The organism is Streptomyces sp. NPDC007991, from assembly GCF_042958445.1.
Taxonomy (GTDB): domain Bacteria; phylum Actinomycetota; class Actinomycetes; order Streptomycetales; family Streptomycetaceae; genus Streptomyces.
Window position 1 is genome coordinate 82,398 of sequence record NZ_JBIBJD010000002.1, and the last position, 24,769, is coordinate 107,166.

Annotated in this window: 19 protein-coding genes and 3 pseudogenes; 15 read left to right on the forward strand and 7 right to left on the reverse strand. The window is 71.3% G+C overall.

Features of this window, described 5'->3' with window-relative positions; translation table 11 throughout:
* Nucleotides 1-131: 131 nt before the first annotated feature.
* Entirely contained in the window at nt 132-773 is a 642-nt protein-coding gene (locus tag ACFZDA_RS04555; RefSeq protein WP_391074832.1) for a TetR/AcrR family transcriptional regulator C-terminal domain-containing protein, read from the forward strand.
* On the opposite strand, the gene ACFZDA_RS04560 is transcribed toward ACFZDA_RS04555, so the two are convergent.
* Nucleotides 770-3,778: a bifunctional [glutamine synthetase] adenylyltransferase/[glutamine synthetase]-adenylyl-L-tyrosine phosphorylase gene (locus ACFZDA_RS04560; RefSeq protein ID WP_391076732.1), complete on the reverse strand. Its 3,009-nt coding sequence runs from the start codon at nt 3,776-3,778 to the stop codon at nt 770-772. The genes ACFZDA_RS04555 and ACFZDA_RS04560 overlap by 4 nt on opposite strands.
* A gap of 146 nt (nt 3,779-3,924) precedes the next feature.
* Here ACFZDA_RS04560 and ACFZDA_RS04565 point away from each other — a divergent pair, with 146 nt between their 5' ends.
* The 3 genes from ACFZDA_RS04565 to ACFZDA_RS04575 all read left to right on the forward strand — a co-directional run bounded on the left by ACFZDA_RS04565 (nt 3,925) and on the right by ACFZDA_RS04575 (nt 5,427).
* On the forward strand, nt 3,925-4,446 hold the full coding sequence (locus tag ACFZDA_RS04565; RefSeq protein ID WP_391074835.1) for a pyridoxamine 5'-phosphate oxidase family protein: 522 nt from the start codon (nt 3,925-3,927) through the stop codon (nt 4,444-4,446).
* A gap of 15 nt (nt 4,447-4,461) precedes the next feature.
* The gene (locus tag ACFZDA_RS04570) at nt 4,462-4,908 is read left to right on the forward strand and encodes a VOC family protein (RefSeq protein WP_391074837.1); all 447 of its coding nucleotides are present in this window, start codon (nt 4,462-4,464) and stop codon (nt 4,906-4,908) included.
* A gap of 93 nt (nt 4,909-5,001) precedes the next feature.
* Nucleotides 5,002-5,427 carry a hypothetical protein gene (locus ACFZDA_RS04575; RefSeq protein ID WP_391074839.1) on the forward strand — a complete coding sequence of 142 codons (426 nt, stop codon included), beginning with the start codon at nt 5,002-5,004 and terminating at the stop codon, nt 5,425-5,427.
* A 70-nt stretch (nt 5,428-5,497) separates the two neighbouring features.
* On the opposite strand, the gene glnA is transcribed toward ACFZDA_RS04575, so the two are convergent.
* A complete protein-coding gene (glnA, locus tag ACFZDA_RS04580) occupies nt 5,498-6,859 on the reverse strand; it encodes a type I glutamate--ammonia ligase (protein WP_030249586.1) in 1,362 nt (453 codons plus the stop codon).
* 295 nt (nt 6,860-7,154) lie between these two features.
* Between glnA and ACFZDA_RS04585 the strand changes: the two genes are divergently transcribed.
* Entirely contained in the window at nt 7,155-8,342 is a 1,188-nt protein-coding gene (locus tag ACFZDA_RS04585; protein ID WP_391074842.1) for a globin domain-containing protein, read from the forward strand.
* Nucleotides 8,343-8,352: 10 nt separating this feature from the next.
* Here the strand turns inward: ACFZDA_RS04585 and ACFZDA_RS04590 are convergent, their stop codons facing one another.
* A complete protein-coding gene (locus ACFZDA_RS04590) occupies nt 8,353-8,799 on the reverse strand; it encodes an Rrf2 family transcriptional regulator (protein ID WP_391074845.1) in 447 nt (148 codons plus the stop codon).
* 221 nt (nt 8,800-9,020) lie between these two features.
* Here ACFZDA_RS04590 and ACFZDA_RS04595 point away from each other — a divergent pair.
* From ACFZDA_RS04595 to ACFZDA_RS04625, 7 genes and pseudogenes are all read left to right on the forward strand, one after another.
* Nucleotides 9,021-10,250 (forward strand): annotated as a pseudogene (locus ACFZDA_RS04595) (RNA-guided endonuclease InsQ/TnpB family protein); the annotation flags it as partial.
* 76 nt (nt 10,251-10,326) lie between these two features.
* Nucleotides 10,327-10,995, forward strand: coding sequence for a DUF3105 domain-containing protein (locus ACFZDA_RS04600; RefSeq protein ID WP_391074847.1), 669 nt, complete (start codon nt 10,327-10,329; stop codon nt 10,993-10,995).
* Nucleotides 10,992-11,612, forward strand: coding sequence for a DUF305 domain-containing protein (locus ACFZDA_RS04605; RefSeq protein ID WP_391074850.1), 621 nt, complete (start codon nt 10,992-10,994; stop codon nt 11,610-11,612). Before ACFZDA_RS04600 ends, ACFZDA_RS04605 begins: the two co-directional genes overlap by 4 nt.
* 159 nt (nt 11,613-11,771) lie before the next feature.
* Nucleotides 11,772-13,715 carry a protease pro-enzyme activation domain-containing protein gene (locus ACFZDA_RS04610; protein WP_391074853.1) on the forward strand — a complete coding sequence of 648 codons (1,944 nt, stop codon included), beginning with the start codon at nt 11,772-11,774 and terminating at the stop codon, nt 13,713-13,715.
* A 78-nt stretch (nt 13,716-13,793) separates the two neighbouring features.
* The gene (locus ACFZDA_RS04615) at nt 13,794-15,572 is read left to right on the forward strand and encodes an NAD+ synthase (protein ID WP_391074856.1); all 1,779 of its coding nucleotides are present in this window, start codon (nt 13,794-13,796) and stop codon (nt 15,570-15,572) included.
* A gap of 40 nt (nt 15,573-15,612) precedes the next feature.
* On the forward strand, nt 15,613-16,176 hold the full coding sequence (locus tag ACFZDA_RS04620; protein ID WP_391074859.1) for an HAD-IA family hydrolase: 564 nt from the start codon (nt 15,613-15,615) through the stop codon (nt 16,174-16,176).
* Nucleotides 16,177-16,195: 19 nt separating this feature from the next.
* Nucleotides 16,196-16,688 (forward strand): annotated as a pseudogene (locus ACFZDA_RS04625) (O-methyltransferase).
* A gap of 131 nt (nt 16,689-16,819) precedes the next feature.
* Here the strand turns inward: ACFZDA_RS04625 and ACFZDA_RS04630 are convergent.
* The 4 genes and pseudogenes from ACFZDA_RS04630 to ACFZDA_RS04645 all read right to left on the reverse strand — a co-directional run bounded on the left by ACFZDA_RS04630 (nt 16,820) and on the right by ACFZDA_RS04645 (nt 21,721).
* Nucleotides 16,820-18,037 (reverse strand): MFS transporter, encoded by a 1,218-nt coding sequence (locus ACFZDA_RS04630; protein ID WP_391074861.1) that lies wholly within the window; start codon nt 18,035-18,037, stop codon nt 16,820-16,822.
* Between the two features lie 150 nt (nt 18,038-18,187).
* Nucleotides 18,188-19,148, reverse strand: a pseudogene (locus tag ACFZDA_RS04635) (endonuclease/exonuclease/phosphatase family protein); the annotation flags it as partial.
* Nucleotides 19,149-19,425: 277 nt separating this feature from the next.
* Entirely contained in the window at nt 19,426-20,061 is a 636-nt protein-coding gene (locus ACFZDA_RS04640; RefSeq protein WP_391074864.1) for a TetR/AcrR family transcriptional regulator C-terminal ligand-binding domain-containing protein, read from the reverse strand.
* 58 nt (nt 20,062-20,119) lie between these two features.
* Nucleotides 20,120-21,721: a DHA2 family efflux MFS transporter permease subunit gene (locus tag ACFZDA_RS04645; protein ID WP_391074867.1), complete on the reverse strand. Its 1,602-nt coding sequence runs from the start codon at nt 21,719-21,721 to the stop codon at nt 20,120-20,122.
* Between the two features lie 201 nt (nt 21,722-21,922).
* Here ACFZDA_RS04645 and panB point away from each other — a divergent pair, with 201 nt between their 5' ends.
* From panB to ACFZDA_RS04660, 3 genes are all read left to right on the forward strand, one after another.
* The gene (gene panB / locus ACFZDA_RS04650) at nt 21,923-22,798 is read left to right on the forward strand and encodes a 3-methyl-2-oxobutanoate hydroxymethyltransferase (protein WP_391074870.1); all 876 of its coding nucleotides are present in this window, start codon (nt 21,923-21,925) and stop codon (nt 22,796-22,798) included.
* 131 nt (nt 22,799-22,929) lie between these two features.
* On the forward strand, nt 22,930-23,949 hold the full coding sequence (locus ACFZDA_RS04655) for an ATP-binding cassette domain-containing protein (protein WP_391074874.1): 1,020 nt from the start codon (nt 22,930-22,932) through the stop codon (nt 23,947-23,949).
* Entirely contained in the window at nt 23,946-24,761 is an 816-nt protein-coding gene (locus tag ACFZDA_RS04660) for an ABC transporter permease (RefSeq protein WP_391074877.1), read from the forward strand. Before ACFZDA_RS04655 ends, ACFZDA_RS04660 begins: the two co-directional genes overlap by 4 nt.
* The last annotated feature ends 8 nt before the right edge of the window (nt 24,762-24,769 follow it).

The following is a 24,769-nucleotide window of genomic DNA, read 5'->3' on the forward strand; positions in this document are numbered from 1 at the left end:
GAGCGGCGGACGGAGAGGGCGTGGGGGGAGTCCGGGCATGCGGGATCACCGCGATAAATCTAAAGGCTTTCGGTTTTGGCAATGTAGCCTCTACCTCGGCATCCGGGAAGACCTCAGGGGGACCACCGACCATGGGACGGCCGCGCACACCGCTCCTCGACCGCGAGCGCATCGCGACGACGGCGCTCGAAATCGTCGACGAGCGCGGCGACTTCAGCGTGCCCCAGGTGGCCAAGCGGCTGGGCGCGCAGACCGGCTCGGTGTACCACCACGTGGACGGCCGGGACGGCATCGTCGAACTGCTGCGTGAGCGGGTGTCGGAGGCGATCGACCCGGCGACCCTGGATCTGCGCCCCTGGGACACGGCCCTGGAGGCCTGGGCCCGCTCCTATCGCGCCGCGTTCGCCGCCCACCCCAGGGCGATCCCGCTGCTGATGACGTCCCCCGTGCGGGCACCGCGCGTGCTGGAGCAGTACGAGCGGGCCGTGGCGCTGCTGCTCGACGCGGGCTTCGCCCCGGCCGATGTGATGCCCCTGCTCACCGCCCTGGAGAACCTGGTCCTCGGCTCGGCCCTCGACCTCGCGGCCCCCGAGACGATGTGGGAACCGACCGCCTCGTCACCCACCCCACGGCTGGCCGAGGCACTGTCGGCGGCGAGCGAGGGCCGGGCGGACCGGGCGGACCGGGCGTTCGAGGTGGGGCTGACGGGGTTCATGAAGCATGCGCGGGATGTGCGGGCCGGTACCGGCGAGGGCCTCCTGGGCGGTGCCTAACGCTCGGACACTCCGTAGAACAGCTCGTCCACCACGCTCCGGGCCCGGCGGGCCGTCCGCCGGTAGGCGTCGAGCATGTCGCCGGCGTGACCGGGGCCGTAGCCCAGGTACCGTCCCACGGCGGCGAGTTCGCGGGGCTCCATGGGAAACGTGTCGCTCGCCCGGCCGCGGACCAGCATGACCGCGTTGCGGACGCGGGTCGCGAGGACCCAGGCCTCGTCCAGGATCGCCGCGTCCTCGTCCCCGATGAGACCGGCCGCACGGGCGGCGGCCAGGGCCTGACGTGTCCGGGTGGTGCGCAGGCCCGGCTCGGCCGCGCCGTGCCGCAGTTGCAGCAGCTGCACCGTCCACTCCACGTCGGACAGACCGCCCGGGCCCAGTTTGGCGTGCAGCTTGGGGTCGGCGCCGCGCGGCAGCCGCTCGGACTCCATACGGGCCTTCAGCCGCCGGATCTCGCGCACGGCCTCGTCGGCGAGCCCGTCCGCCGGGTAGCGCAGCGGGTCGATCAGCTCGATGAACCGGCGGCCCAGGTCCTCGTCCCCGGCGACGGGCTCGGCCCGCAGCAGCGCGTGCGACTCCCAGGTCAGGGCCCACCGGCGGTAGTACGCCGCGTACGAGGTGAGGGTGCGCACGAGCGGGCCTGACTTGCCCTCCGGGCGCAGGTCGGCGTCGATGAGGAGGGGCGGGTCGGCGCTGGGGATCTGGAGCAGCCGGCGCATCTCGGAGACGACCTTGTTGGCGGCCTGGGAGGCCTCCCGCTCCTCGACGCCGTCGCGCGGCTCGTGCACGAACAGCACGTCCGCGTCCGAGCCGTAGCCCAGTTCGTGTCCACCGAAACGGCCCATGCCTATGATCGCGAACCGGGTGGGCAGGTCGTCACCCCAGCCGTCCCGGACCACCGCGCGGAGCGTGCCGGCCAGGGTCGCGGCCGTCAGGTCCGACACCGCGCCGCCGACCTGGTCCACCAGGGCTCCCTGGTCGGCCTCGGCGGCCTGCTCCTCGGTGCCGTAGGAGCCGACGATGTCGGCGGCGGCCGTACGGAACAGCTCGCGGCGGCGCACCCCGCGGGCGGCCGTGACCGCCTGGGCGGCCCCGTCGGCGCGCTTCACCGCGGCGAGTATCTCCTGTTCCAGATGGGCCCGGGAGCGCGGTTCGAGGCCGCCGCCGTCCCCGTCACCGAGCAGCGCCACGGCCTCCGGGGCGCGCATCAGCAGGTCGGGCGCGAGCCGGCCGGCCGACAGCACGCGGGCGAGGTTCTCCGCGGCGGCGCCCTCGTCCCGCAGCAGCCGCAGGTACCAGGGCGTCTTGCCGAGCGCGTCGGACACCTTGCGGAAGTTGAGCAGGCCCGCGTCCGGGTCGGCCGAGTCGGCGAACCAGCCCAGCAGGACGGGCAGCAGGGTGCGCTGGATGGCGGCCTTGCGGGTGACGCCGGACGCCAGGGCCTCCAGGTGACGCAGGGCGGAGGCCGGGTCGGCGTACCCGAGGGCGACCATCCGCTCCCGGGCCGCCTCGGCGCTCAGCCGGGCCTCGCCGGTGGCGAGTTGGGCGACCGCGTCCAGCAGCGGCCGGTAGAACAGCTTCTCGTGCAGCCGGCGTACGACGGTGGCGTGGCGCTTCCACTCGCGCAGCAGCTCGGCGACCGGGTCGGTGCGCAGTCCCAGGGAGCGGCCGATGCGGCGCAGCTCGGCCTCGTCCTCGGGCACGAGGTGGGTGCGCCGCAGCCGGAACAGCTGGATCCGGTGCTCCATGGAGCGCAGGAAGCGGTAGGCCTCGTCGAGCTGGGCGGCGTCGACCCGGCCGACGTACCCGCCGGCGGCGAGGGCCTTCAGCGCGTCGAGGGTGGTGCCGCTGCGCAGCGAGGTGTCGGCCCGGCCGTGCACCAGCTGGAGCAGCTGCACGGCGAACTCGACGTCCCTCAGGCCGCCGGGGCCCAGCTTCAGCTGGCGGTCGACCTCGGCCGCGGGGATGTTCTCCACGACCCGGCGGCGCATCTTCTGCACGTCGGGGACGAAGTTCTCGCGCTCGGCGGCCTTCCACACCAGCGGCTGGACGGCGGCGACGTACTCCGCGCCGAGGTCGAGGTCGCCGGCCACCGGCCGGGCCTTGAGCAGCGCCTGGAACTCCCAGGTCTTGGCCCAGCGCTGGTAGTAGGCGAGGTGGCTGGACAGGGTGCGCACCAGCGGGCCGTTCCTGCCCTCGGGCCGGAGGTTGGCGTCCACGGGCCAGATGGACCCCTCGACGGTCGTCTCGGAGCAGATCCGCATCATGTGCGAGGCGAGCCGGGTCGCGGCGCGGACGGCCTTGGTCTCGTCGGCGCCCTCGACGGCCTCCCCGACGAAGATGACGTCGACGTCGGAGACGTAGTTCAGCTCGTGGCCGCCGCACTTGCCCATCGCGATGACCGCGAGCCGGCACAGGGCGACGTCCTCGGGCGCGGCCGCACCGGCGATGCCGAGGGCGGCGCGCAGGGTGGCGGTGGCCAGGTCGGCGAGCTCGGCGGCGGACTCGGCGACACCGGTGGTGCCGCACACGTCCCGGGCGGCGATGGACAGCAGGCAGCGCCGGTAGGCGACGCGCAGGGAGACGGGGTCGGTGGCCTCGGCGAGACCGGCCTCGAACTCCTCCACTCCGGGGTGCAGGTCGTGCGCCTCGTACATGACGAGCGCCTGCCAGTCGTCCGGGTGCCGGACGAGATGGTCGGCGAGGGCGGTGGAGGCGCCGAGCACACCGAGCAGCCGGTCGCGCAGCGGCTTGGACGAGATCAGCGTGTCGAGGAGCTCCCGGCGGGCGCCGGGCTCGGGCTGCGCCTCCAGCAGCCGGACCAGCCCGAGCAGCGCGAGATCGGGGTCGGCGGTCGCGCCCAGCGCGTCCAGCAGCACCGGGTCCTCGCGCAGCGGCGCGAGCTCGGCGGTGTCCAGCAGCCGCTCGGCGGCCAAGGCGTCGGTGAAGCCGTGCCGCAGCAGCCGCGTGAAGGTACTGCTCCTGCGCCCCGGCGCCGCCGTCATCCGGGCCTCCCACACTCTGTCTCGGACGTGCATCGGATCAAGGTGTTACCGCTTTGAGCCTAACCGCAGAGCCCGGGGGAAGCTCCGATGAGTTCGGCGGGCGGACGGGGTCTGCACCTGTGAAGCCACAGGCCTGGAGGACGCTCATGACCACGATGCACCCGGAGGAAACCCGTCTGGACCGCCGCTACAGCGACGAGACGGCCACCGCGACCGACTGGCGGGAGGCCGAGGCGCGGCTCGGGGAGGCCGAACTGTTCTGGATCTCGACGGTGCGCCCCGACGGCCGCCCGCATGTCACCCCGCTGCCGGCGGTCTGGTCGGACGGCGCCCTGCACTTCTGCACGGGACCTGAGGAGCGCAAGGCGAGGAACCTCGCGGAGAACCCGCACGTCGTGCTGACCACCGGCACGAACACCTGGAACAAGGGCTACGACCTGGTGGTCGAGGGCGAGGCGAGGCGCGTGACCGACGAGGGCCGGCTACGCGAACTGGCCGCCGCGTGGGAGGCGAAGTACGGCAGCTTCTGGCACTTCGAGGTGCGGGAGGGCTCTTTCCGCCACGGCGGGGGACACGCGGCCGTCTACTCGGTGGCGCCGCGCACCGTGTTCGGCTTCGCTAAGGGGGAGCCGTTCAGCCAGACGAGGTGGCGGTTCACCGATGCCTGACGAAGGAGTCACGCCATGGACTTCACGCTCGAAGTCATCCCGTTGCCCGTGACCGACATCGACCGTGCCCGGGACTTCTACCGGGACAAGGTCGGCTTCCACGTGGACATCGACCAGGAGGTCATGCCCGGGGTGCGGATCGTCCAGCTGACGCCTCCCGGCTCCGGCTGTTCGATCGCCCTGGGCGACTCGATCTGGGAGATGACCCCCGGCCCCACCCCGGCACCCGGCTCCTACCAGGGCCTGCAACTGTGCGTCGCCGACATCAAGGCGGCCCACGCGGAGCTCGTCGAACGCGGCCTCGAGGTCTCGGAGCCGGTCCAGTACGCCCCCGACGACGGCGCCACGTTCATGCACTTCCAGGACCCGGACGGCAACGGCTGGGCGATCCAGGAGTACCGCCGCCGGGCGACGGAGCCGCTGCACCAGGTGCTGGCGGACCTGAAGCGGCAGGGGGGCTGACCGGATCCAGGGCGGTCCGGTCGTAGGCGACGACGATACGGGTCCCGGTGATCCTGGGAGGGGTCCCGGCCGGACACCCCTACGCTCGCCGCCATGGTCTACGTCAACTTGCCCGAGATCGGCCTGGAGGGCGAATGGCCGGTCAGCGACGGGGAACGGACCCTGGCCGCGCGCCTGCTTCCGCTGCTCCCCGCCGCGCCCGCGCCCGGAAGCGACGGGCCGACGCGCTGGGACATCGTCGACACGTCGCTGCGGACCGTGCTCGAGGTGATCCGGGACAACGGGGACCTGCTGTTCGGCGACCGCACCTCGGTGACGAGCGAGCGCGGCCGGATCAGCATGATCGAGATGCCGTTCGCCATCGGCAGACTGTTCCAGGAGATCGACACGCATCACCGGCTGGCGTCGTCCGTTCAGGGCACGGCGGCGGGCAACGCGTACCTCGACTCGTGCGTGGAGCGACTGGAGCCGGAGGTGGCGGAGCTGCGGCGGCTCCTCGGGGAGGCCGCGAAGCCGTAGAAACGGACGAGGGACCGGCGGTCGATGACCGCCGGTCCCTCTCCCGGGTCGCCCGGAGACGGCACCGCCCCTACAGCGCCGGAAGGTTCTTGCGCAGCTCGAACGCCGTGACCTCGCTGCGGTACTCCTCCCACTCCTGGCGCTTGTTGCGCAGGAAGAAGTCGAAGACGTGCTCGCCGAGGGTCTCGGCGACCAGGTCGCTGCGTTCCATCAGGGTCAGGGCCTCGCCCAGGTTCTGCGGCAGCGGCTCGATGCCCATCGCGCGGCGCTCCGCGTCGGAGAGGGCCCAGACGTCGTCCTCGGCGCCCGGCGGGAGCTCGTAGCCCTCCTCGATGCCCTTCAGGCCGGCGGCGAGGAGGACGGCGTAGGACAGGTACGGGTTCGCGCCGGAGTCCAGGGAGCGGACCTCGACACGGGCCGAGCCCGTCTTGCCGGGCTTGTACATGGGGACGCGGACCAGCGCCGAGCGGTTGTTGTGGCCCCAGCAGATGTACGAGGGGGCCTCGCCGCCCGCGCCCGCCGTGCGCTCCGCGCCGCCCCAGATGCGCTTGTAGGAGTTGACCCACTGGTTGGTGACCGCGGAGATCTCCGCCGCGTGCCGCAGCAGGCCGGCGATGAAGGAGCGGCCCACCTTGGAGAGCTGGTACTCCGAGCCCGACTCGTAGAAGGCGTTGCGGTCGCCCTCGAAGAGGGAGAGGTGGGTGTGCATGCCGCTGCCGGGGTGCTCGGAGAACGGCTTCGGCATGAACGTCGCCTGCACGCCCTGCTCCAGCGCCACCTGCTTCATGACCAGGCGGAAGGTCATGACGTTGTCGGCCGTGGAGAGCGCGTCGGCGTAGCGCAGGTCGATCTCCTGCTGGCCCGGCGCGCCCTCGTGGTGGGAGAACTCGACGGAGATGCCCATCGACTCCAGCATGGTGATCGCCTGGCGGCGGAAGTCCATGCCGACGTTGGTCGGGGTGTGGTCGAAGTAGCCGGAGTTGTCGGCGGGCGTCGGACGGCTGCCGTCCAGCGGCCGGTCCTTCAGCAGGAAGAACTCGATCTCCGGGTGCGTGTAGAACGTGAAGCCCAGGTCGGAGGCGCGGGCCAGGGAGCGCTTGAGCACGTAGCGCGGGTCGGCGAAGGACGGCGAGCCGTCCGGCATGAGGATGTCGCAGAACATCCGCGCCGTGCCCGGGGCCTCCGCGCGCCAGGGCAGGATCTGGAAGGTCGACGGGTCCGGCTTGGCGATCATGTCGGACTCGTAGACCCGGGCGAAGCCCTCGATGGCGGAGCCGTCGAAGCCGATGCCCTCGTCGAAGGCCTGTTCCAGCTCGGCCGGGGCCACGGCGACGGACTTGAGGAAGCCCAGGACGTCCGTGAACCACAGGCGTACGAACCGGATGTCGCGCTCCTCCAACGTCCGGAGCACGAACTCCTGCTGCTTGTCCATCTTCCGCTTCCCCATCCTTGCTGGTCAGGCCGCCTGTCTTCCGTACCTCGGGAGGCGGTCGGGCACCTGAGCATCCCACCACACGAGCATTTCGTACGCGTTGCGCACCATGATCGCCCGGCCGGCCCGGGACCGAACGCCTCACGTACGGCCGGTGAACCGCTCTTCCGCCCATAGTGCCTGCTCGCACCGCCATCCGTAACGGCCGGTTCCCTCCGCGCCCCCGCCCACTTAATTTGCATTTCAGATGCAACTTTAAATACCGTGCACAGCAGTCGAGTCCCGAGGAGTCCCGATGCTGTCCGAGCAGTCCGCCGCCACCGTCCGCGCCACCCTTCCCGCTGTCGGCGCGGCCCTCGGCACGATCACCGAGCGCTTCTACGCCGGGCTGTTCGCGGCCCACCCCGAGCTGCTGAACGACCTGTTCAACCGGGGCAACCAGGCCGCCGGCACCCAGCGGCAGGCGCTCGCCGGATCGATCGCCGCCTTCGCGACGCACCTGCTGGACCACCCCGGGCAGCGGCCGGACGCGATCCTGCACCGCATCGCCCACAAGCACGCCTCCCTGGGCATCACGCCCGAGCAGTACGACATCGTCCACGAGCACCTGTTCGCCGCCATCGCCGGCGTGCTCGGCGACGCCGTCACACCCGAGGTCGCCGCCGCCTGGGACGAGGTCTACTGGCTGATGGCGAACGCCCTGATCGCCGTCGAGAAGCGGCTGCGGGAGGAGCGCGGCGGGCACGCCTGGCGGACCTGGGAGGTCGTCGAGCGCGTCGCCGAGACCGACGACGTCGCCACGTTCCGGCTGCGGCCCGCCGACGGCGGGCCGGTGCGGGACTTCCTCGCGGGCCAGTACGTCTCCGTCCGCGTCACCCTCCCGGACGGCGCCCGGCAGATACGCCAGTACAGCCTCTCCGGGGCGCCCGCCCCGGACCTGCGGCAGATCAGCGTGAAGCGCGTGCACGGCGACGGCACCCCCGACGGCGAGGTCTCGAACCACCTCCACGCGCGCGTGGCCGTCGGCGACCTCCTGGAGGTGTCCGAGCCCTACGGCGACCTGGTCCTGGACGCCGACCCCGACACCCCGCTGCTGCTGGCCTCGGCGGGCATCGGCGTGACCCCCATGACCGCGATGCTGGCCCACCTCGCCGGCACGGGCCACCGCGCCCCGGTCACCGTCGTGCACGGCGACCGCTCACCGGCCACCCACGCCCTGCGCACCGACCACGAGGCCTACGCCGCCAAGCTGCCCGACGCGGCCGTCCACTTCTGGTACGAGCAGGACGCCCCGGCGGGCACCCGCTCGGGCCTGGTCGACCTCGCCGGCGTCCCGGTCGAACCGGGCACGCGCGCGTACCTGTGCGGACCGCTGCCCTTCATGCGGGCCGTACGGGCCCAGCTGATCGGCAAGGGTGTGGCACCGGCCGACATCCACTACGAGGTGTTCGGGCCGGACCTGTGGCTGGCGGGACAGGCGTAGCGGGGACGCCTCAGGCGTGCCCCGCGGGCCCTCGCGAGATGCCCAGCAGCAGCGCCCCGGTGGGTTCCGCGACGATGTCCGCCACCGTGATCGGGTCCAGGGAGGCGAAGAACGCCTCCTGGGCCCGGCGCAGGGCACCGCGCAGCCGGCAGGCGGAGTTCAGGGGGCAGGGAGTGGGGCCCTCGCAGTCGACGACGTCGCCGTCGCCCTCGAAGGCGCGCGCCACGGCGCCGACCGAGGCCGTGCGGCCCCGCTCGGTGAGCGTGAGGCCGCCGCCGCGCCCGCGCCGGGCGTCCAGCAGCCCCCTGTGCTGGAGCTCGGCCACGACCTTCGCCAGGTGGGTGTACGGCACGTCCATGCCGGCGGCGACGTCCCGCGTCGTCGGCGTGGACTCGCCGGCGACGGCGAGCCGCATCAGGACCCGCAGGGCCAGGTCGGTGGAGCGCAGCAGCCGCATACCCGCAGCCTAGATAATCGGAATCCCAGGTTCAAATAATCCGGTACTCGAAGGTCCGCGACTGACTGGCAACTGTCGGTGCTGTGCTGCTCTGACGCGCCGGTGGCCTCCTTCAGCTCCACCTCGAAGCCTTCGAACACACCTGCTCACGTCGTGTGCAATTCCGGTTGGATGTGATCTTTCGCCGTGAGTGGCCACGAAGCACCCCTACGGTGATCGGTATGCAGCTCCGCTACAACTACCGGGCCTACCCGGACACCCTGCAGTGCCGTGCGCTGGCGAAGGCGTTCGGGTGTGCCCGTGTGGTGTGGAACGACTGCCTGCGCGATCGGAAGGAAGCGCACACGGCGGGGCTGCCGTACGTGAAGTCTGCGGATCTCTCCAAGCTGCGCATCACCCAGGCCAAGCGCACGGAGGAACGCGCCTGGCTCGCCGACGTGTCCGCCGTGATCCTGCAACAGTCCCTGCGCGACCTGGACACCGCCTACAAGAACTTCTTCGACAGCCGGAGCGGCAAGCGGAAGGGCCGGAAGGTGGGGCCGCCCCGTTACAAGTCGAAGAAGGACACCCGGCAGTCGATCCGCCTCAACACCAACGCCTTCTCCCTCCAGGACAACGGCACCGTGTACGTGGCCAAGGTCGGCAACCTCAAGGTCAAGTGGTCCCGCCAGCTGCCGGCCGCCCCGACGTCCCTGACTGTGACCAGGGACAGCTCGGGCCGGTACTTCCTCAGCTTCGTCGTGGACACCGAGCCGGACATCCTCCCCGAGCTGGAGTCGGAAATCGGTATCGACCTGGGCCTGTCCGCCTTCGCCGTCCAGTCCGACGGGATGAAGATCGCCAGCCCGCGTTTCCTGCGCCGGGCGGAGAAGAAACTCAAGCGCCTTCAGCGGGACTTGTCCCGCAAGACCAGGGGATCGAAGAACCGGGCCTAGGCCCGCCTCAAGGTCACACGCCAGCACGCCAAGGTGGCCAACCGGCGCCGGGACTTCCACCACAAGGCATCCACACAGATCATCCGCGACAACCAAGCGGTGTACGTGGAAGACCTCGCGGTGTCCGGCCTCGGCCGCACTCGGCTCGCCAAATCCGTGCACGACGCGGGATGGTCCGCATTCGTCGGCATGCTGGAGTACAAGGCGGCTCTGCACGGCCGCACCTTCGCCAAAGTCGACCGTGCCTTCCCGTCTTCCCAGATCTGCTCGGCCTGTGGGTTCCGGGACGGCCCCAAGCCCCTGCACGTCCGGGAGTGGACGTGCAGGGGATGCGGCACCGTGCACGACCGCGACCACAACGCAGCCCGCAACGTCCTCTTCGAAGGACGCCGTATCGTCGCCGCCGGACGGGCGGAGACACCAAACGCCTGTGGAGCACCGGTAAGACGGGCATACGTGCCTGCACAGCGCGTCGAAGCAGGAAGCCACCGGAAGGGTCGGACACCCCAGGCCGGAACTCTGGACAGTAAGCCAGGGAGCACGTCAAGATCAGCCCACCCGACTGTCCCACCTTTCCCACGAAGGACACCCCATGGGCTCCGCCAACAAGAGCAGCACGGCACGCAAGGCTCGGATAGAGGAGATGCGGCGCGCCGAGCAGGCCCGTGAGCGCCGCAACCGGATCCTCACCATCGGGGCCAGTGTGGTGATCGTCTGCGGTCTCGTCGTCGGCGGTGTCGTGCTCGTGCGGTCCCAGTCCGACGACGGCGGCAGCGACACGGCGGCGACCGACACCTCCGCCAAGGGCAAGTTCGTCACGGGCAAGGACGGCGTGAAGACCTGGGAGGGCAAACTGTCCCGCAACCACGTCACCAAGGCCGTGAAGTACGCCTCCGAGCCCCCGGTCGGCGGCGACCACAACCAGGTCTGGATGAACTGCAACGGCGACGTCTACACCAAGAAGATCGACAACACCAACGCCGTGCACTCGCTGGAGCACGGGGCGGTGTGGGTGACGTACAACGCCGACGCGAAGAAGGCCGACGTCGACGCGCTCGCGGCGAAGGTGAAGAAGACGCCGTACACGCTGATGAGCCCGATGGACGACCAGAAGGACCCGATCATGCTGTCGGCGTGGGGGCACCAGCGCACGGTGACGGGCGCGAGCGACCCGAACGTCGACACGTTCTTCGAGAAGTTCGTCCAGGGCGAGCAGACCCCCGAGCCGGGCGCCGCCTGCACGAACGGGCTGTCGCAGTGAGGCAGGCGGCTCTGATCGCGGGGGCCGCTGCGACGGCGCTCGTCGCGACCGGAGCGATCACCTACGCCGTCGCCGGGGACGACGGCGGCGGCCGGACCCCCTCCGCCGAGTCCGCGGACGCCGGGTTCGCGCGGGACATGGCGGTGCACCACCAGCAGGCCGTGGAGATGTCGTACATCGTGCGCGACCGCACGAAGGACGAGGAGGTACGGCGCCTCGCGTACGACATCGCGCAGACGCAGGCCAACCAGCGCGGCATGATGCTCGGCTGGCTCGATCTGTGGGGGCTGCCCAAGGTGTCCTCCGAGCCGCCGATGACCTGGATGGACATGGGCGGCATGGCCTCCGGCAAGGACGGCGCGCTGATGCCGGGCATGGCGACCAACACCGAGCTGAAGAAGCTCGGCACGCTCAGCGGGAAGCAGGCCGAGGTCTTCTACCTCCAGTTGATGACGGACCATCACAAGGGCGGCATCCACATGGCCCAGGGCTGTGTCGACAAGTGCGCGGTCGGCGTGGAGAAGCGGCTCGCGCAGGGCATGGTGGACGCGCAGCAGTCGGAGATCGGGCTGATGGCGGACCTGCTGAAGGAGCGGGGCGCGGCGCCGCGCTCGTAGGACGTACACCCTCAAATCGCCCTCCCTTACGGCCTCTTGGGCTCTTCTTGGCCTCCGTAGGGCGCTTCTTGGGACGCGCATTCCCCTGACATGAACCGTTCATCGCGAGAGTGGCGACCGTCGAGTGATCCACTCGCGACGGACCGCACAGGGGGTTCCATGAGATCCAACCGCGCCAAGGCGCGCGCCGGGCTGAGCATGGCAGCGACACTGCCGATGCTCGCCGGCGCGCTGGCGCTCGGCATACCCGCGGCGCACGCCGCCGACCACCCGCTCCGTGACCTGCTCGCCGGGACCAAGCCCGCCTGGGCCACGGCCAAGGCCGACAAGGGTGCCGCCGCCGACGGCGCCGGGGTGTCGGCCCGGGTCTATCTCCGGGGCCGCGACGCGGCCGGCCTCGCCGCGTACGCCAAGGCCGTCTCCGACCCGGCGTCGGCCTCGTACGGCAGGTACCTGACGGCGAAACAGGCGCAGGCCCGCTTCGGCGCGACCAAGGCCCAGGTCGCGGCCGTGAAGGCATGGCTGACGGCCGCCGGACTGAAGGTCACCGGCGTCACGGCGCACTACGTCTCCGTCACCGGTGACGTGGCCGCCGCGGAGAAGGCGTTCGGCGCCCAGCTGCACAACTTCGCCAAGGGAGCGAAGACCTACCGCGCCCCGGCGAGCACCGCCTCCGTGCCGGCGGACCTGGCCGGTGCCGTGCTGACCGTCACCGGCCTGGACAACGCCCCGCACATGGTCACGCACGACGACCGGCTGCCGCCGCCGGACACCGTGTTCCGCAACGCCGGGCCGTTCTCCTCGTACTACGGCTCGAAGACGGCGAGCACGCTGCCGGACGCGTACGGCACGAAGATCCCGTACGCGGTGAAGGGCTACACGGGCAAGCAGCTGCGGGCCGCCTACGGCGCGGGCACGCGCACCGGCAAGGGCGTGCGGGTCGCCATCACGGACGCGTACGCCTCCCCGACGATCGCCTACGACGCGGCCACCTACGCCGGCAAGCACGGCGACGCGGCCTGGAAGACCGGCCGGCTGCACCAGGTGCTGCCGAAGAAGTACACGAACACCAAGGACTGCTCGGCCGCCGGCTGGTACGGCGAGGAGACCCTGGACGTCGAGGCCGTGCACGCGGTCGCGCCGGCCGCGGACGTCACCTACGTGGGCGCCGCGTCCTGCACCGACGCCGACCTGCTCGACGCGCTCGGCAAGGTCGTCGACCACCACCTGGCGGACATCGTGTCCAACTCCTGGGGCGAGGTCGAGGCCGCGCAGACGCCCGACCTGGCTGCCGCCTACGACCAGGTGTTCCAGCTGGGCGCGGTCGAGGGCATCGGCTTCTACTTCTCCTCCGGCGACGACGGCGACGAGGTCGCGAGCTCCGGGACGAAGCAGGTCGGCTCCCCGGCCAACTCGGCGTGGGTCACCGCCGTCGGCGGCACCTCGCTGGCCGTCGGCAAGAACGACACGTACCTGTGGGAGACCGGCTGGGGCACCGACAAGGCGACCCTGTCGGCCGACGGCAAGAGCTGGACGGACTTCCCCGGCGCGTTCACCTCCGGCGCGGGCGGCGGCACCAGCAGGACCGTCGCCGAGCCCTCGTACCAGAAGGGCGTCGTGCCGGGCGCGCTGGCCAAGGCCAACAGCGCCGACGGCAACCGCGTCGTCCCGGACATCGCGGCGATCGCCGACCCCAACACCGGCTTCCTGGTCGGCCAGACCCAGACGATGCCCGACGGGAAGACACAGGCGTACAGCGAGTACCGCATCGGCGGCACCTCGCTCGCCGCGCCGGTCATCGCGGCCGTCCAGGCCCTGGCCCAGGAGGCCCGCGGCGGCAAGCCGATCGGCTTCGCCAACCCGGCGATCTACGCGAAGGCCGGCTCGAAGGCCTACCACGACGTCACCGACAACCCGACGGGCTCCGGCCTGGCCGTGGCCCGCGTCGACTTCGTGAACGGCTACGACGCCACCGACGGCCTGGCCACGTCCGTGCGCAGCCTGGGCAAGGACAGCTCGCTGTCCGCCGTGAAGGGCTACGACGACGTCACCGGCGTGGGCACGCCCGCGAGCGGTTACGTGGAGTCGTACCGGCGCCACTGACCTCCGCAAGGGGACATGGGGTGGTGTGGGGTGACCCACACCACCCCATTGCGTCGCTCTGACGATTACACTGGGCGCGTGCCTCAACTACGTCTCGCCCTGAACCAGATCGACTCGAGCGTCGGCGACCTCGCCGGGAACGCCGAGTCGATCGTCCGCTGGACCCGGCACTCCGCCGAGCAGGGAGCGCATCTCGTGGCGTTCCCCGAGATGGCGCTGACCGGGTATCCCGTCGAGGACCTGGCCCTCAGGTCGTCCTTCGTGGAGGCCTCCCGGGCGGCGCTGCGCGGCCTCGCCGCCCGCCTGGCCGACGAGGGCTTCGGCGAGCTGCCGGTGATCGTCGGCTACCTCGACCGCTGCGCGACCGCCCAGCCGAAGTACGGCCAGCCGGCCGGCGCGCCGCAGAACGCGGGGGCGGTGCTGTACGGCGGCGAGGTGGTCCTCAACTTCGCCAAGCACCACCTGCCGAACTACGGCGTCTTCGACGAGTTCCGCTACTTCGTGCCCGGCGAGACCATGCCGGTCCTGCGCGTCCACGGCGTCGATGTCGCCCTGGCCATCTGCGAGGACCTCTGGCAGGACGGCGGCCGGGTCCCCGCGGCCCGCTCGGCGCAGGCGGGCCTGCTGGTCTCGATCAACGCCTCGCCCTATGAGCGCGACAAGGACGACACGCGCCTGGAGCTGGTCCGCAAGCGGGCCCAGGAGGCCGGCTGCACCACGGCCTACCTCGCCATGATCGGCGGCCAGGACGAGCTGGTGTTCGACGGCGACTCGATCGTCGTCGACAGGGACGGCGAGGTCGTGGCGCGGGCGCCGCAGTTCGCCGAGGGCTGCGTCGTCCTGGACCTGGACCTGCCGGCGGCGTCGGCGGACGCCCCGACGGCCCGCGACAAAGTCGCCAATGGACAGCGCATCGACGACGGCCTGCGCATCGACCGCGTGGTGCTCTCCGAGGACCCGCTGCCCCGTTACGAGCCGGAGCTCACGGGTGGCTACGCCGACCGTCTGGACGACGACGAGGAGGTCTACTCGGCGCTGGTCGTGGGCCTGCGGGCGTACGTCGCGAAGAACGGCTTCCGGTCCGTCCTGATCGGCCTGTCGGGCGGGATCGACTCGTCGCTGGTCGCGGCGATCGCGTGCGACGCGCTGGGCGCGCAGAACGTGTACGGCGTGTCCATGCCGTCGAAGTACTCCTCGGACCACTCCAAGGACGACGCGGCGGAGCTGGCCCGCCGCACCGGCCTGAACTACCGCACGGTCGCCATCGAGCCGATGTTCGACGCGTACATGGGCGCGCTGGGCCTGACGGGCCTGGCCGAGGAGAACCTCCAGTCCCGTCTGCGCGGCACGCTGCTCATGGCCATCTCCAACCAGGAGGGCCACATCGTCCTGGCGCCCGGCAACAAGTCGGAACTGGCGGTCGGCTACTCCACGCTCTACGGCGACTCGGTGGGCGCCTACGGCCCCATCAAGGACGTCTACAAGACGCTGATCTTCCGCCTGGCCGAGTGGCGCAACCGGGCCGCCCGCGAACGCGGCCAGACCCCGCCGATCCCCGAGAACTCCATCACCAAGCCCCCGAGCGCGGAACTGCGCCCGGGCCAGGTCGACACGGACTCGCTCCCCGACTACCCGGTGCTGGACGCGATCCTGGAGCTCTACGTCGACCGGGACCGGGGCGCCGACGAGATCGTCGCGGCCGGCTTCGACCGGGAGCTGGTCACGAAGACGCTGCGCATGGTCGACACGGCGGAGTACAAGCGACGGCAGTACCCGCCGGGCACGAAGATCTCGGCGAAGGGCTTCGGCAAGGACCGCCGCCTGCCGATCACGAACGCGTGGCGGGAGTCGCTCTGACGCCTCAGGTGGTGACGGCGGCAGCGCGAAGGCGGGGCCAGTGACCGGGATCCGTGACATCGAGGTCGTCGTCCTCGATGTCCTCGGCACACTCGTCGACGAGCCCAGGGGGCCTCGGGCGGCGATGGCCGAGGCCCTGCCCGCGTCCGGCGAGGCGGCCGTCGACGACCTGCTCGTCCTGTGGCAACAGCACAGCGAGGAGGAACAGCGACGCATCCGGCAAGGGCTCCGTGCGTACGTCAGCACCGAGACCCTCGACGCGGAGGCGGCGCGGCGGGGCCGTACGGCGCTGCCGCGCCTCAACGCGCACGCCGGGTTGCGCCGGCACCAGGCCCTGTCCGCCGAAGCCGTCCAGGCGTACAAGCCCGCGCCTGAGGTGTACCGGCTCGCGCTCGACGCCGCCGGATGCCCACCGGAACGCGTCCTCATGGTGGCCGCCCACGCCTGGGACCTGTGCGGAGCACAGACGGTCGGCATGCGGACCGCCCACGTCCGACGGCCCGTCGGGGATCCGCCGGCGAGCGACGACGCCTTCGACGGGCGGTTCGACGAACTCTCCCGACCGGTCAGCTGGCTGACAGGGGATCAGATAGCGTCGGGCTGACACCGACAGGGGGCTCAGCATGTCAGAGCGTGTGGTCCCGGACCGTGTGGTGGTCGCCGAGGGGCTCGCCGCCGAGGCCGGGTTCCAGAAGAGCTGCATCCCCGAAGTGGGCCGGCTGCTCAGGCTGGCCGCCGCCGCCAAGCCCGGCGGGGTCGTCGCGGAGAGCGGCACCGGCTCGGGTGTGGGCACCGCCTGGCTGCACAGTGGTCTGGGGGCCGGCGCGCGTCTCGTGACCGTGGAGCGGGACGAGGCGCTGGCCAGGCGAGCGGCGGGTGTCTTCGCCGACGACGACCGCGTCAGCGTGGGACGCCCCCGAACGGGTCGTCGAACTGCTGGCACCGGGCGGCATCCTCGTCCTGGACGACTTCACCCCGTCGGCCGACTGGCCGCCCCGGTTCGAGGGCGAGGTGGACGAGCTCCGCCTCTTCTACCTCACCCACCCGGCCCTGGACGCCACCGAAGTCCTCACCACGCCGTCCAGTTCGGCGGTGGTCGCGGCACGTCGCGTCTGACCAGGGGGGAGGCGACGCCGCCGCTCGGCCGCCGTACGCGGCGGTGCCGTACGCAACGGGCGGCGGCCCGCGGGTGAGCACCCGCGGGCCGCCGCCCGAGTCGCAGCGCCGGAGCACCGGCTGAGCTTCCGTCAGTGGCGCACCGTTTCCGCCTCCTGCGGGACGTGGCTCGCCACGATCCGCTCGCGCCGGACGACGGGCGCACTGCGCCGGTCCACCGCGTATGCCAGCGACGCCACACCGAGGCCGAGCACGGCCAGGGCCGCGCCGGCCAGGGCCGGGGAGGTGACCCCGAAGCCCGCGGCCAGGGCGAGGCCGCCGATCCAGGCGCCGCCGGCGTTGGCCAGGTTGAAGGCCGCCTGGTTGGCGGAGGAGGCCAGGGACGGGGCCGACGCGGCCTTGTCCATGACCATCAGCTGGAGCGGGGAGCCGGTGGCGAAGGCCGCCACGCCGAGCAGGATCACGGCGACGGCCGCGGTGACCTCCGTGCGCATCAGCAGCGGGAACAGCGCCAGCACCGCCACCAGAGCGCCCAGGCCGCCGAACAGGGTGCCCCGCAGGGAGTGGTCGGCCAGGCGGCCGCCCAGCAGGTTGCCGGCGGTCGCGCCGACGCCGAACAGGGCGAGCAGCAGGGTCACACTGGCGTCGGCGTAGCCGGCGGCGTCCGTGAGCATGGGCGTGATGTAGCTGTAGGCCGCGAAGAGGGCGCCGAAGCCCGCGACCGTGGTGCCGAGCGACAGCCAGACCGGGACGGAGCGCAGGGCGGCCAGTTCGCCGCGCAGGCCCTTGGCGGTGGCGTGCTCGTGGTCGTGCGGGATCAGGAACGCGAGCGCGGCGATCGCCGCCAGGCCGATGGCGCTGACGCCGAGGAAGGTCGCCCGCCAGCCGAGCTGCTGACCCATGAGGGTGGCGACCGGCACACCCACGACGTTCGCGACGGTCAGGCCGAGGAACATCAGGGAGACCGAGCGCGCCTTGCGTTCGGGCGCGACCATGTTCGTCGCGACGACGGCGCCGACGCCGAAGAAGGCGCCGTGCGGCAGGCCGCTCAGGAAGCGGGCGGCCAGCAGCCAGCCGTTGCCGGGAGCGAGGGCCGACAGCGCGTTGCCCGCGACGAACAGCCCCATCAGCCCCATCAGGACCGTACGGCGGGACATCCGGGCGGTGACCGCGGCCAGCAGCGGAGCGCCGATGACGACGCCCAGCGCGTACGCCGACACCAGATGGCCGGCGCTGGGGATCGAGATGTGCAGGTCGTTCGCGACGTCGGGCAGCAGGCCCATCATCACGAACTCGGTGGTACCGATGCCGAAGGCGCCCACGGCGAGGGCGAGCAGGGCCAGGGGCATGAGGGAGCCTTTCGAGACTTACGGGGGTTCGTGACTTCGTATGTTCAAGTACGGAACAAAGTCTCGCAGGCCCACTATTCCGTGAGGCCGCCCAGAGGTGAAGCCTCGGTTGCCTGATCTTGCCGAACAGGCCCTGAGCTGCGGTTTTCCTCAGCTGCCTGTGGTGACCCTCACACGGGCCGCGATGGGCAGATGGTCACTGGCCGTCTCCGGGAGGGTCCATGAGCTCTCCGGCTTCAGGCCCCGGACCATGATCTGGTCGATGCGCGCCATCGGGAACGACGCCGGCCAGCTGAACCCGAAGCCGTTGCCGGCGGCGCCCTGCGTGGAGCGCATCTGGGAGGTGACGGCGTTGAGCGCGCGGTCGTTCATGGTGCCGTTCAGGTCGCCGAGCAGGACGGCGTTCTTCAGCGGTTCGTGGGCGATGGCCTCACCGAGGAAGTCGGCGCTCCGGTCGCGCTGCCGGGCCGTGAACCCGGCCTCCATCTTCACGCGCACGGACGGCAGATGGGCTACGTAGACGGCGACCTGCCCGGCCGGGGCGGTCACGGTGGCGCGCATCGCCCGCGTCCAGCCCAGGTCGATGTCGACGGCCCGCACACCGGTCAGCGGGTACTTGCTCCACACCCCGACCGTGCCCTGCACCGAGTGGTACGGGTACGTCGAGTCCAGCGCCCGCTCGTACGTCGGGACCGCGGACGCCGTCAGCTCCTCCAGGGCCAGCACGTCCGCGCCGGAGGCGGCCACGTCACGGGCGGTGCCGGCCGGGTCGGGGTTCTCCGCGTTGACGTTGTGCGTGGCCACGGTGAGGTCGCCGCCGGTGGCGGTCTTGTCGCTGAGCTGGCCGCCGAAGAGGTTCAGCCAGACCAGCGCCGGCAGCAGCACCGCGATCAGCGCGGTCGCCGACTTGCGCACCACGGCGAGCAGGAGCAGCACCGGGATGAGGAGACCGAGCCAGGGCAGGAACGTCTCGGTGAGGCTGCCCAGGTTGCCGATCGTGTTCGGGATGCGCGAGTGCAGCATCATGACCACGGCCAGCAGCACCGCGCACGCGGCCAGGACGAGGCCGCGCCGCCAGATCCGCCGGTCGCGGAGCCGGTCGCCGAACCGGCCGCCGAGCAGCCGGTCGTACAGGCGCCGAAGCCGGTCTCCCCGGGGCTCGGGCCCCGAGCCGCCGTTGTCCGTCTCCGTCATGTACGCCTGCTGCGCCATACCGTCGCCTCACTGCCTGCCGTGCACACCATCGCCCCCGTGTCTACGACCCTAGGGGATGATCCGTTCCGTTCCCGCCGTCCTTCGACGGCCGTACGGGGGCGATGACGTTCGAGCCCGCGCGCCGAGTTCCGACCGGGCCCTCGGTAAGCGCCGTCTGTGACGAAACGCGCACACTAGGAGCCGTGAGCTGCGGAACTGACGGGGCGTAGGCCTTCGAGGAGTGTGTCGACGACCTTCGCTGCGAGGTCGTCGGGGAGGTCGGCGTCCGGGCGCAGGACGGAGCGCACGAGCACGGGGGCGATGAACAGGTCACCCAGCAGTTCGAGGTCGACGTCCGTGCGCAGTTCGCCGTTCTCCTGCCCCCGGCGCAGGATCTCCAGGCCGAGCCGGCGGCGCGGTGCGAGAACCATGGCCTCGTACGCCGCCCAGATCTTCGGGCTGCTCTTCATCTGGGCGTGCACATTGGTCAGGATCGCCGACGAGCGGTTGGCGAGGCCGCGTCGGCGCGCCTGTTCCAGCAGGGCCACGAGGTCGTCGCGCATGGAGGTGCCGGGGAGCGGCGGCTCGGGGGGTTCGACGGCGCGCAGGACGTCGACGAAGAGTTCCTCCTTACCGCTCCAGCGGCGGTAGATGGTGGCCTTGCCGACGCCGGCGGTCCGGGCGACGCGCTCGATGGACAGCTCCGCGAGGGACACGCCCTCCTCCAGGAGCTTCATCAGGCCCTCGATGATGGCGCGTTCGACGGCCTCGCTTCTGGGGCGGCCTCTCGCAGGGCCGTCGTGCCGGGTTTGCCTTTCGGCGAGGCTCACGTCGCGTTGTCCTTTCCTGGGCGGGCCGGGGCGGGTCCCTGACGCATTCTCCCGCGGCCTACGACCGCGCGTCCGACAGTTCCTTCTCCTCCTCCCCCTCCTGGGGCGCCGGCGGCCGGCCGGGCAGGAACAGCGCCACGATGACCGCGCCGATCAGTGCGACGCCCGCTCCCCACAGGGCGGTGATGTGCATCGCGTGCAGGAACGCGTCGTAGGCCGGGGTGACCAGGGCCTTGCCCTGCGGGCCCAGCTTCGCGGCGACGCCGAGCGTGGCCTCGATGGACTCGCCCGCGGTGTGCCGGACGCCCGGCGGCAGTTGGCCGAGCTTGTCCTCGATGCCCGTGCGGTACGCCGTGGACAGCACCGAGCCGAGGACTGCGATGCCGAGGGCGCCGCCGACCTGCCGGAAGGTGTTGCTGAGGGCGGAGGCCGAGCCGGCCTTCTCGCGGGGCAGGGCCTGCATGATGACGACGCTGACCGGCGTCATGATGTGGGCCATGCCGGTGCCCATCAGGAAGAAGATCACTTCCAGGATCCAGATGGGGGTGTCGGCCTCCAGCGCGGCGAAGGCGGCCAGCGTCGCGGCGATGACCAGCAGTCCGCCGGTCGTGGTGGCCCTGTTACCGAAGCGGTCGACCAGCAGCCGGGCGCGCGGCGCGAAGATCATCTGGGCGGCGGCCAGCGGCAGCATCAGCAGACCGGTCTGCAGCGGCGAGTAGCCGCGCACGCTCTGTGTGTAGAAGACCGAGAAGAAGGTCACGCCCATCAGCGCGAAGAAGACCAGCGCGATGGCGGCGATGGCGGCCGAGAACATCTTGTTCTTGAAGTACGTGACGTCGATGGACGGGTGGTCGCTGCGCTTCTCGAACACCACGAAGGCGACGAGGACCGCGAGGCCCGCGCCGATCGTCGACAGCACGGTGGCGTCGGTGAAGTCGGCGAGCTGGCCGCCCTTGATGATGCCGTAGACGAGCAGCACCAGGCCGACGACGGACAGGGCGACGCCGACGGGGTCGAGGCGGCCGGGGTTCGGGTCCCGGGAGTCGGGCACCAGCCACAGCATCAGCGCGAGCGCGAGCAGCACGATCGGCACGTTGATGAGGAAGACCGAGCCCCACCAGAAGTGGGCGAGGAGCACGCCGCCGGTGATCGGGCCGATGGCGATGGCGAGGCCGACGCTCCCCGCCCAGATGCCGATGGCCTTCGGCTGCTCCTCGCGCTCGAAGACGTTCATGAGGACGGCGAGGGTGGCCGGCATGACGAACGCGGCGCCCAGGCCCATCACGGCACGGAAGGCGATCAGCTGCCCCGGCGAACCGGAGAAGGCGGCGAGCGCGGAGCCGGCGCCGAACACGGCCAGACCGCCGAGCAGTACCTTCTTGCGGCCCAGCCGGTCGCCGAGCAGACCGGCGCTGAACAGCAGGCCCGCGAAGACGAGGGTGTAGGCGTTGATCGCCCACTCCAGCTCGCTCTGCGTGGCCCCCAGGCCGGTCGGGGCGGGTGTGGAGATCGTCTTGATGGCGACGTTCAGGATCGAGTTGTCGAGGACGACGATCAGCAGGCTGAGCATCAGCACGCCGAGTATCGCCCAGCGGCGCCGGTGCACCGCTTCCGGTATGCGGGGGCCGGTGGGGGCGGCGCGGTCGGCAGGATTGGTCATGCCGTCGAGCGTAGGACCATTTCGATACGACACCGTCTCGTATTGGAATACTTTTACCGAGCCCTTACGCGCACGGTGCTTACCGGCCCGGGGCGGAACTCACAGGGCCTCCCCTGGCCCTCGCAGGCACGAGGTGCCACCATGGACGTGGTCCGGGGACGCCGTCAGGGCGCCTCGAGATGACGTGTGAGGAGCCGTGCAATGACGCAGCTTCCGGCTGCCCAGTCCGCTCAGAACAAGCCCTCCGACGGCGGCAGGACGCTGTACGGAGGCAAGGGCACCCGCCGCATCACCGTGCGGGACATCGCCGCCGCCAAGGAGCGCGGCGAGAAGTGGCCCATGCTCACCGCCTACGACGCCATGACCGCGTCCGTCTTCGACGAGGCCGGGATCCCGGTCATGCTCGTCGGCGACTCGGCGGGCAACTGCCACCTCGGGTACGAGACGACCGTGCCCGTCACCCTCGACGAGATGACCATGCTGTCGGCGGCGGTCGTACGGGGCACCTCGCGCGCCCTGATCGTCGGCGACCTGCCCTTCGGCTCCTACCAGGAGGGCCCGGTGCAGGCGCTGCGCTCGGCGACCCGGCTGGTGAAGGAGGCGGGCGTGCAGGCCGTGAAGCTGGAGGGGGGCGAGCGGTCGCACGAGCAGATCCGGCTGCTCGTCGATTCCGGCATCCCGGTCATGGCGCACATCGGCCTGACCCCGCAGTCCGTCAACGCGATGGGCTACCGCGTGCAGGGGCGGGGCGAGGAGGCGGCCCAGCAGTTGCTGCGGGACGCGAAGGCCGTGCAGGACGCGGGCGCGTTCGCCGTGGTGCTGGAGCTGGTCCCGGCGGAGCTGGCGGCCGAGGTGACGCGCGTGCTGCACATTCCGACCGTCGGGATCGGCGCGGGCGCCGAGACGGACGCGCAGGTGCTGGTGTGGACGGACATGCTGGGTCTGACCGGCGGGCGCGTGCCCAAGTTCGTGAAGCAGTACGTGAATCTGCGTGAGGTCATGGGGAACGCGGCGAAGGCGTTCGCCGAGGACGTGGTGGGCGGAACGTTCCCGCTGGAGGAGCACAGCGTCCACTGAGCCACTGTGGCACCACGGGCAGCCCGCCGATCTTCCCCCGTCGGCGGGCTGCCGCGTTCTGTCGGTGGCTGACGGGCCCCTGTCGGTGACCTGTCGGTGCTTTGTCGGTGGGAGCTGACACCGTCAGGGGCATGACGCGAATCGACAAGACCACCAGCGGCGCCGCTGTGACCGTGCGGGGGCTGGTGAAGCACTACGGCGAGACCAAGGCGCTGGACGGGGTCGACCTGGAGGTGCGGGAGGGCACCGTCATGGGGGTCCTCGGGCCGAACGGGGCCGGGAAGACGACCCTGGTGCGGATCCTGTCCACCCTGCTCGCTCCCGACACGGGACAGGCCACCGTCGCCGGCTACGACGTCGTACGGCAGCCCCGGCAGCTGCGGCGGGTCATCGGGCTCACGGGGCAGTACGCCTCCGTGGACGAGAAGCTCTCCGGCTGGGAGAACCTGTACATGATCGGGCGGCTGCTCGACCTGCCCCGCAAGGACGCCCGCGGCCGGGCCGACGCGTTGCTGGAGCGCTTCTCGCTGACCGAGGCGGCCAAGCGGGCGGCGGCGACGTACTCCGGGGGCATGCGGCGGCGGCTGGACCTGGCCGCGTCCATGATCGGACGGCCGGCCGTGCTCTTCCTGGACGAGCCGACCACCGGGCTCGACCCGCGCACCCGCAACGAGGTGTGGGACGAGGTCAAGCGCATGGTCGGCGACGGGGTCACCGTGCTGCTCACCACCCAGTACATGGAGGAGGCCGAGCAGCTCGCCTCCGAGCTGACGGTCGTCGACCGCGGCCAGGTCATCGCCGGCGGCGCCATCGAGGAGCTGAAGGCGAAGGTCGGCGGCCGGGCGCTGCGGATCCGCCCGGCCGATCCGGCGCAGCTGCGGCCCCTCGCCGGCGCACTGGACGACCTGGGGATCACCGGGCTGGCCACCACGACCGTGGACACCGAACGCGGTGACGTCCTCGTGCCGATCCTCAGCGACGAGCAGCTGACCGCCGTGGTCCGCGCGGTCTCCGCGCGCGGCATCACGCTCTCCTCCCTCACCACCGAACTGCCCAGCCTGGACGAGGTGTTCCTGTCCCTCACCGGCCATCGCGCCAGTGCCCCGCAGGACACCGTGCCCGCCGAAGACCTTCAGGAGGCCGCCGTATGAGCGCCGTCACCGTCCACGACGCCGAGGCGGACGCCCGTATCCCCCTGCGCGGCCATCTGCGCCACACCGGGGCCCTGATCCGCCGCAACCTGCTGTGGATCCGCAAGGACCCGGAGTCGATGGCCGACGCACTGCTGATGCCGGTCATCTTCACACTGCTGTTCGTGTTCGTCTTCGGCGGCTCGATCGGGCAGGCGCTGGGCGGCGGGCAGGACCGCTATGTGCAGTACGTGATCCCCGGCATGATCGCGATGATGAGCATGACGCTGTCCCAGGGTGTCGGCACCGGCTTCAGCCAGGACTTCAACTCCGGTGTCATGGACCGCTTCCGGTCCCTGCCGATCGGGCGCGGCTCGGTGCTGTTCGCGAAGATCTCGGTGGAGCTGCTGCGGATGCTGTTCGCGACTGCCGTGCTGATGATCGTGGCCGTGGCGGTCGGGTTCGAGATCACGAACTGGCCGGGGCTGTTCGCGACCGTGGCGCTGTCCACGGCGTTCGCCTCGTCGATCATGTGGGTGTTCCTCACCCTGGGCGTGATCCTGAAGAACGCGCAGTCCGTGCAGGCGATGGGCTTCCTGGTGCTGTTCCCGCTCCAGTTCGGCTCGTCGATCTTCGCGCCGACGACGTCGATGCCGGGCTGGCTGCAGGCGTTCACCGACTACAACCCGCTGTCGACGCTGGCGGACGCCGCGCGCGGTCTGATGGTCGGCGGGCCCGTCGCGCACGACCTGTGGGTGACGCTCGGCTGGTCGGTGGCGATCACCGCGGTGATGGCGCCGGTCGCGATCCACAAGTTCCGCACGAAGAACTGACCGGAAGG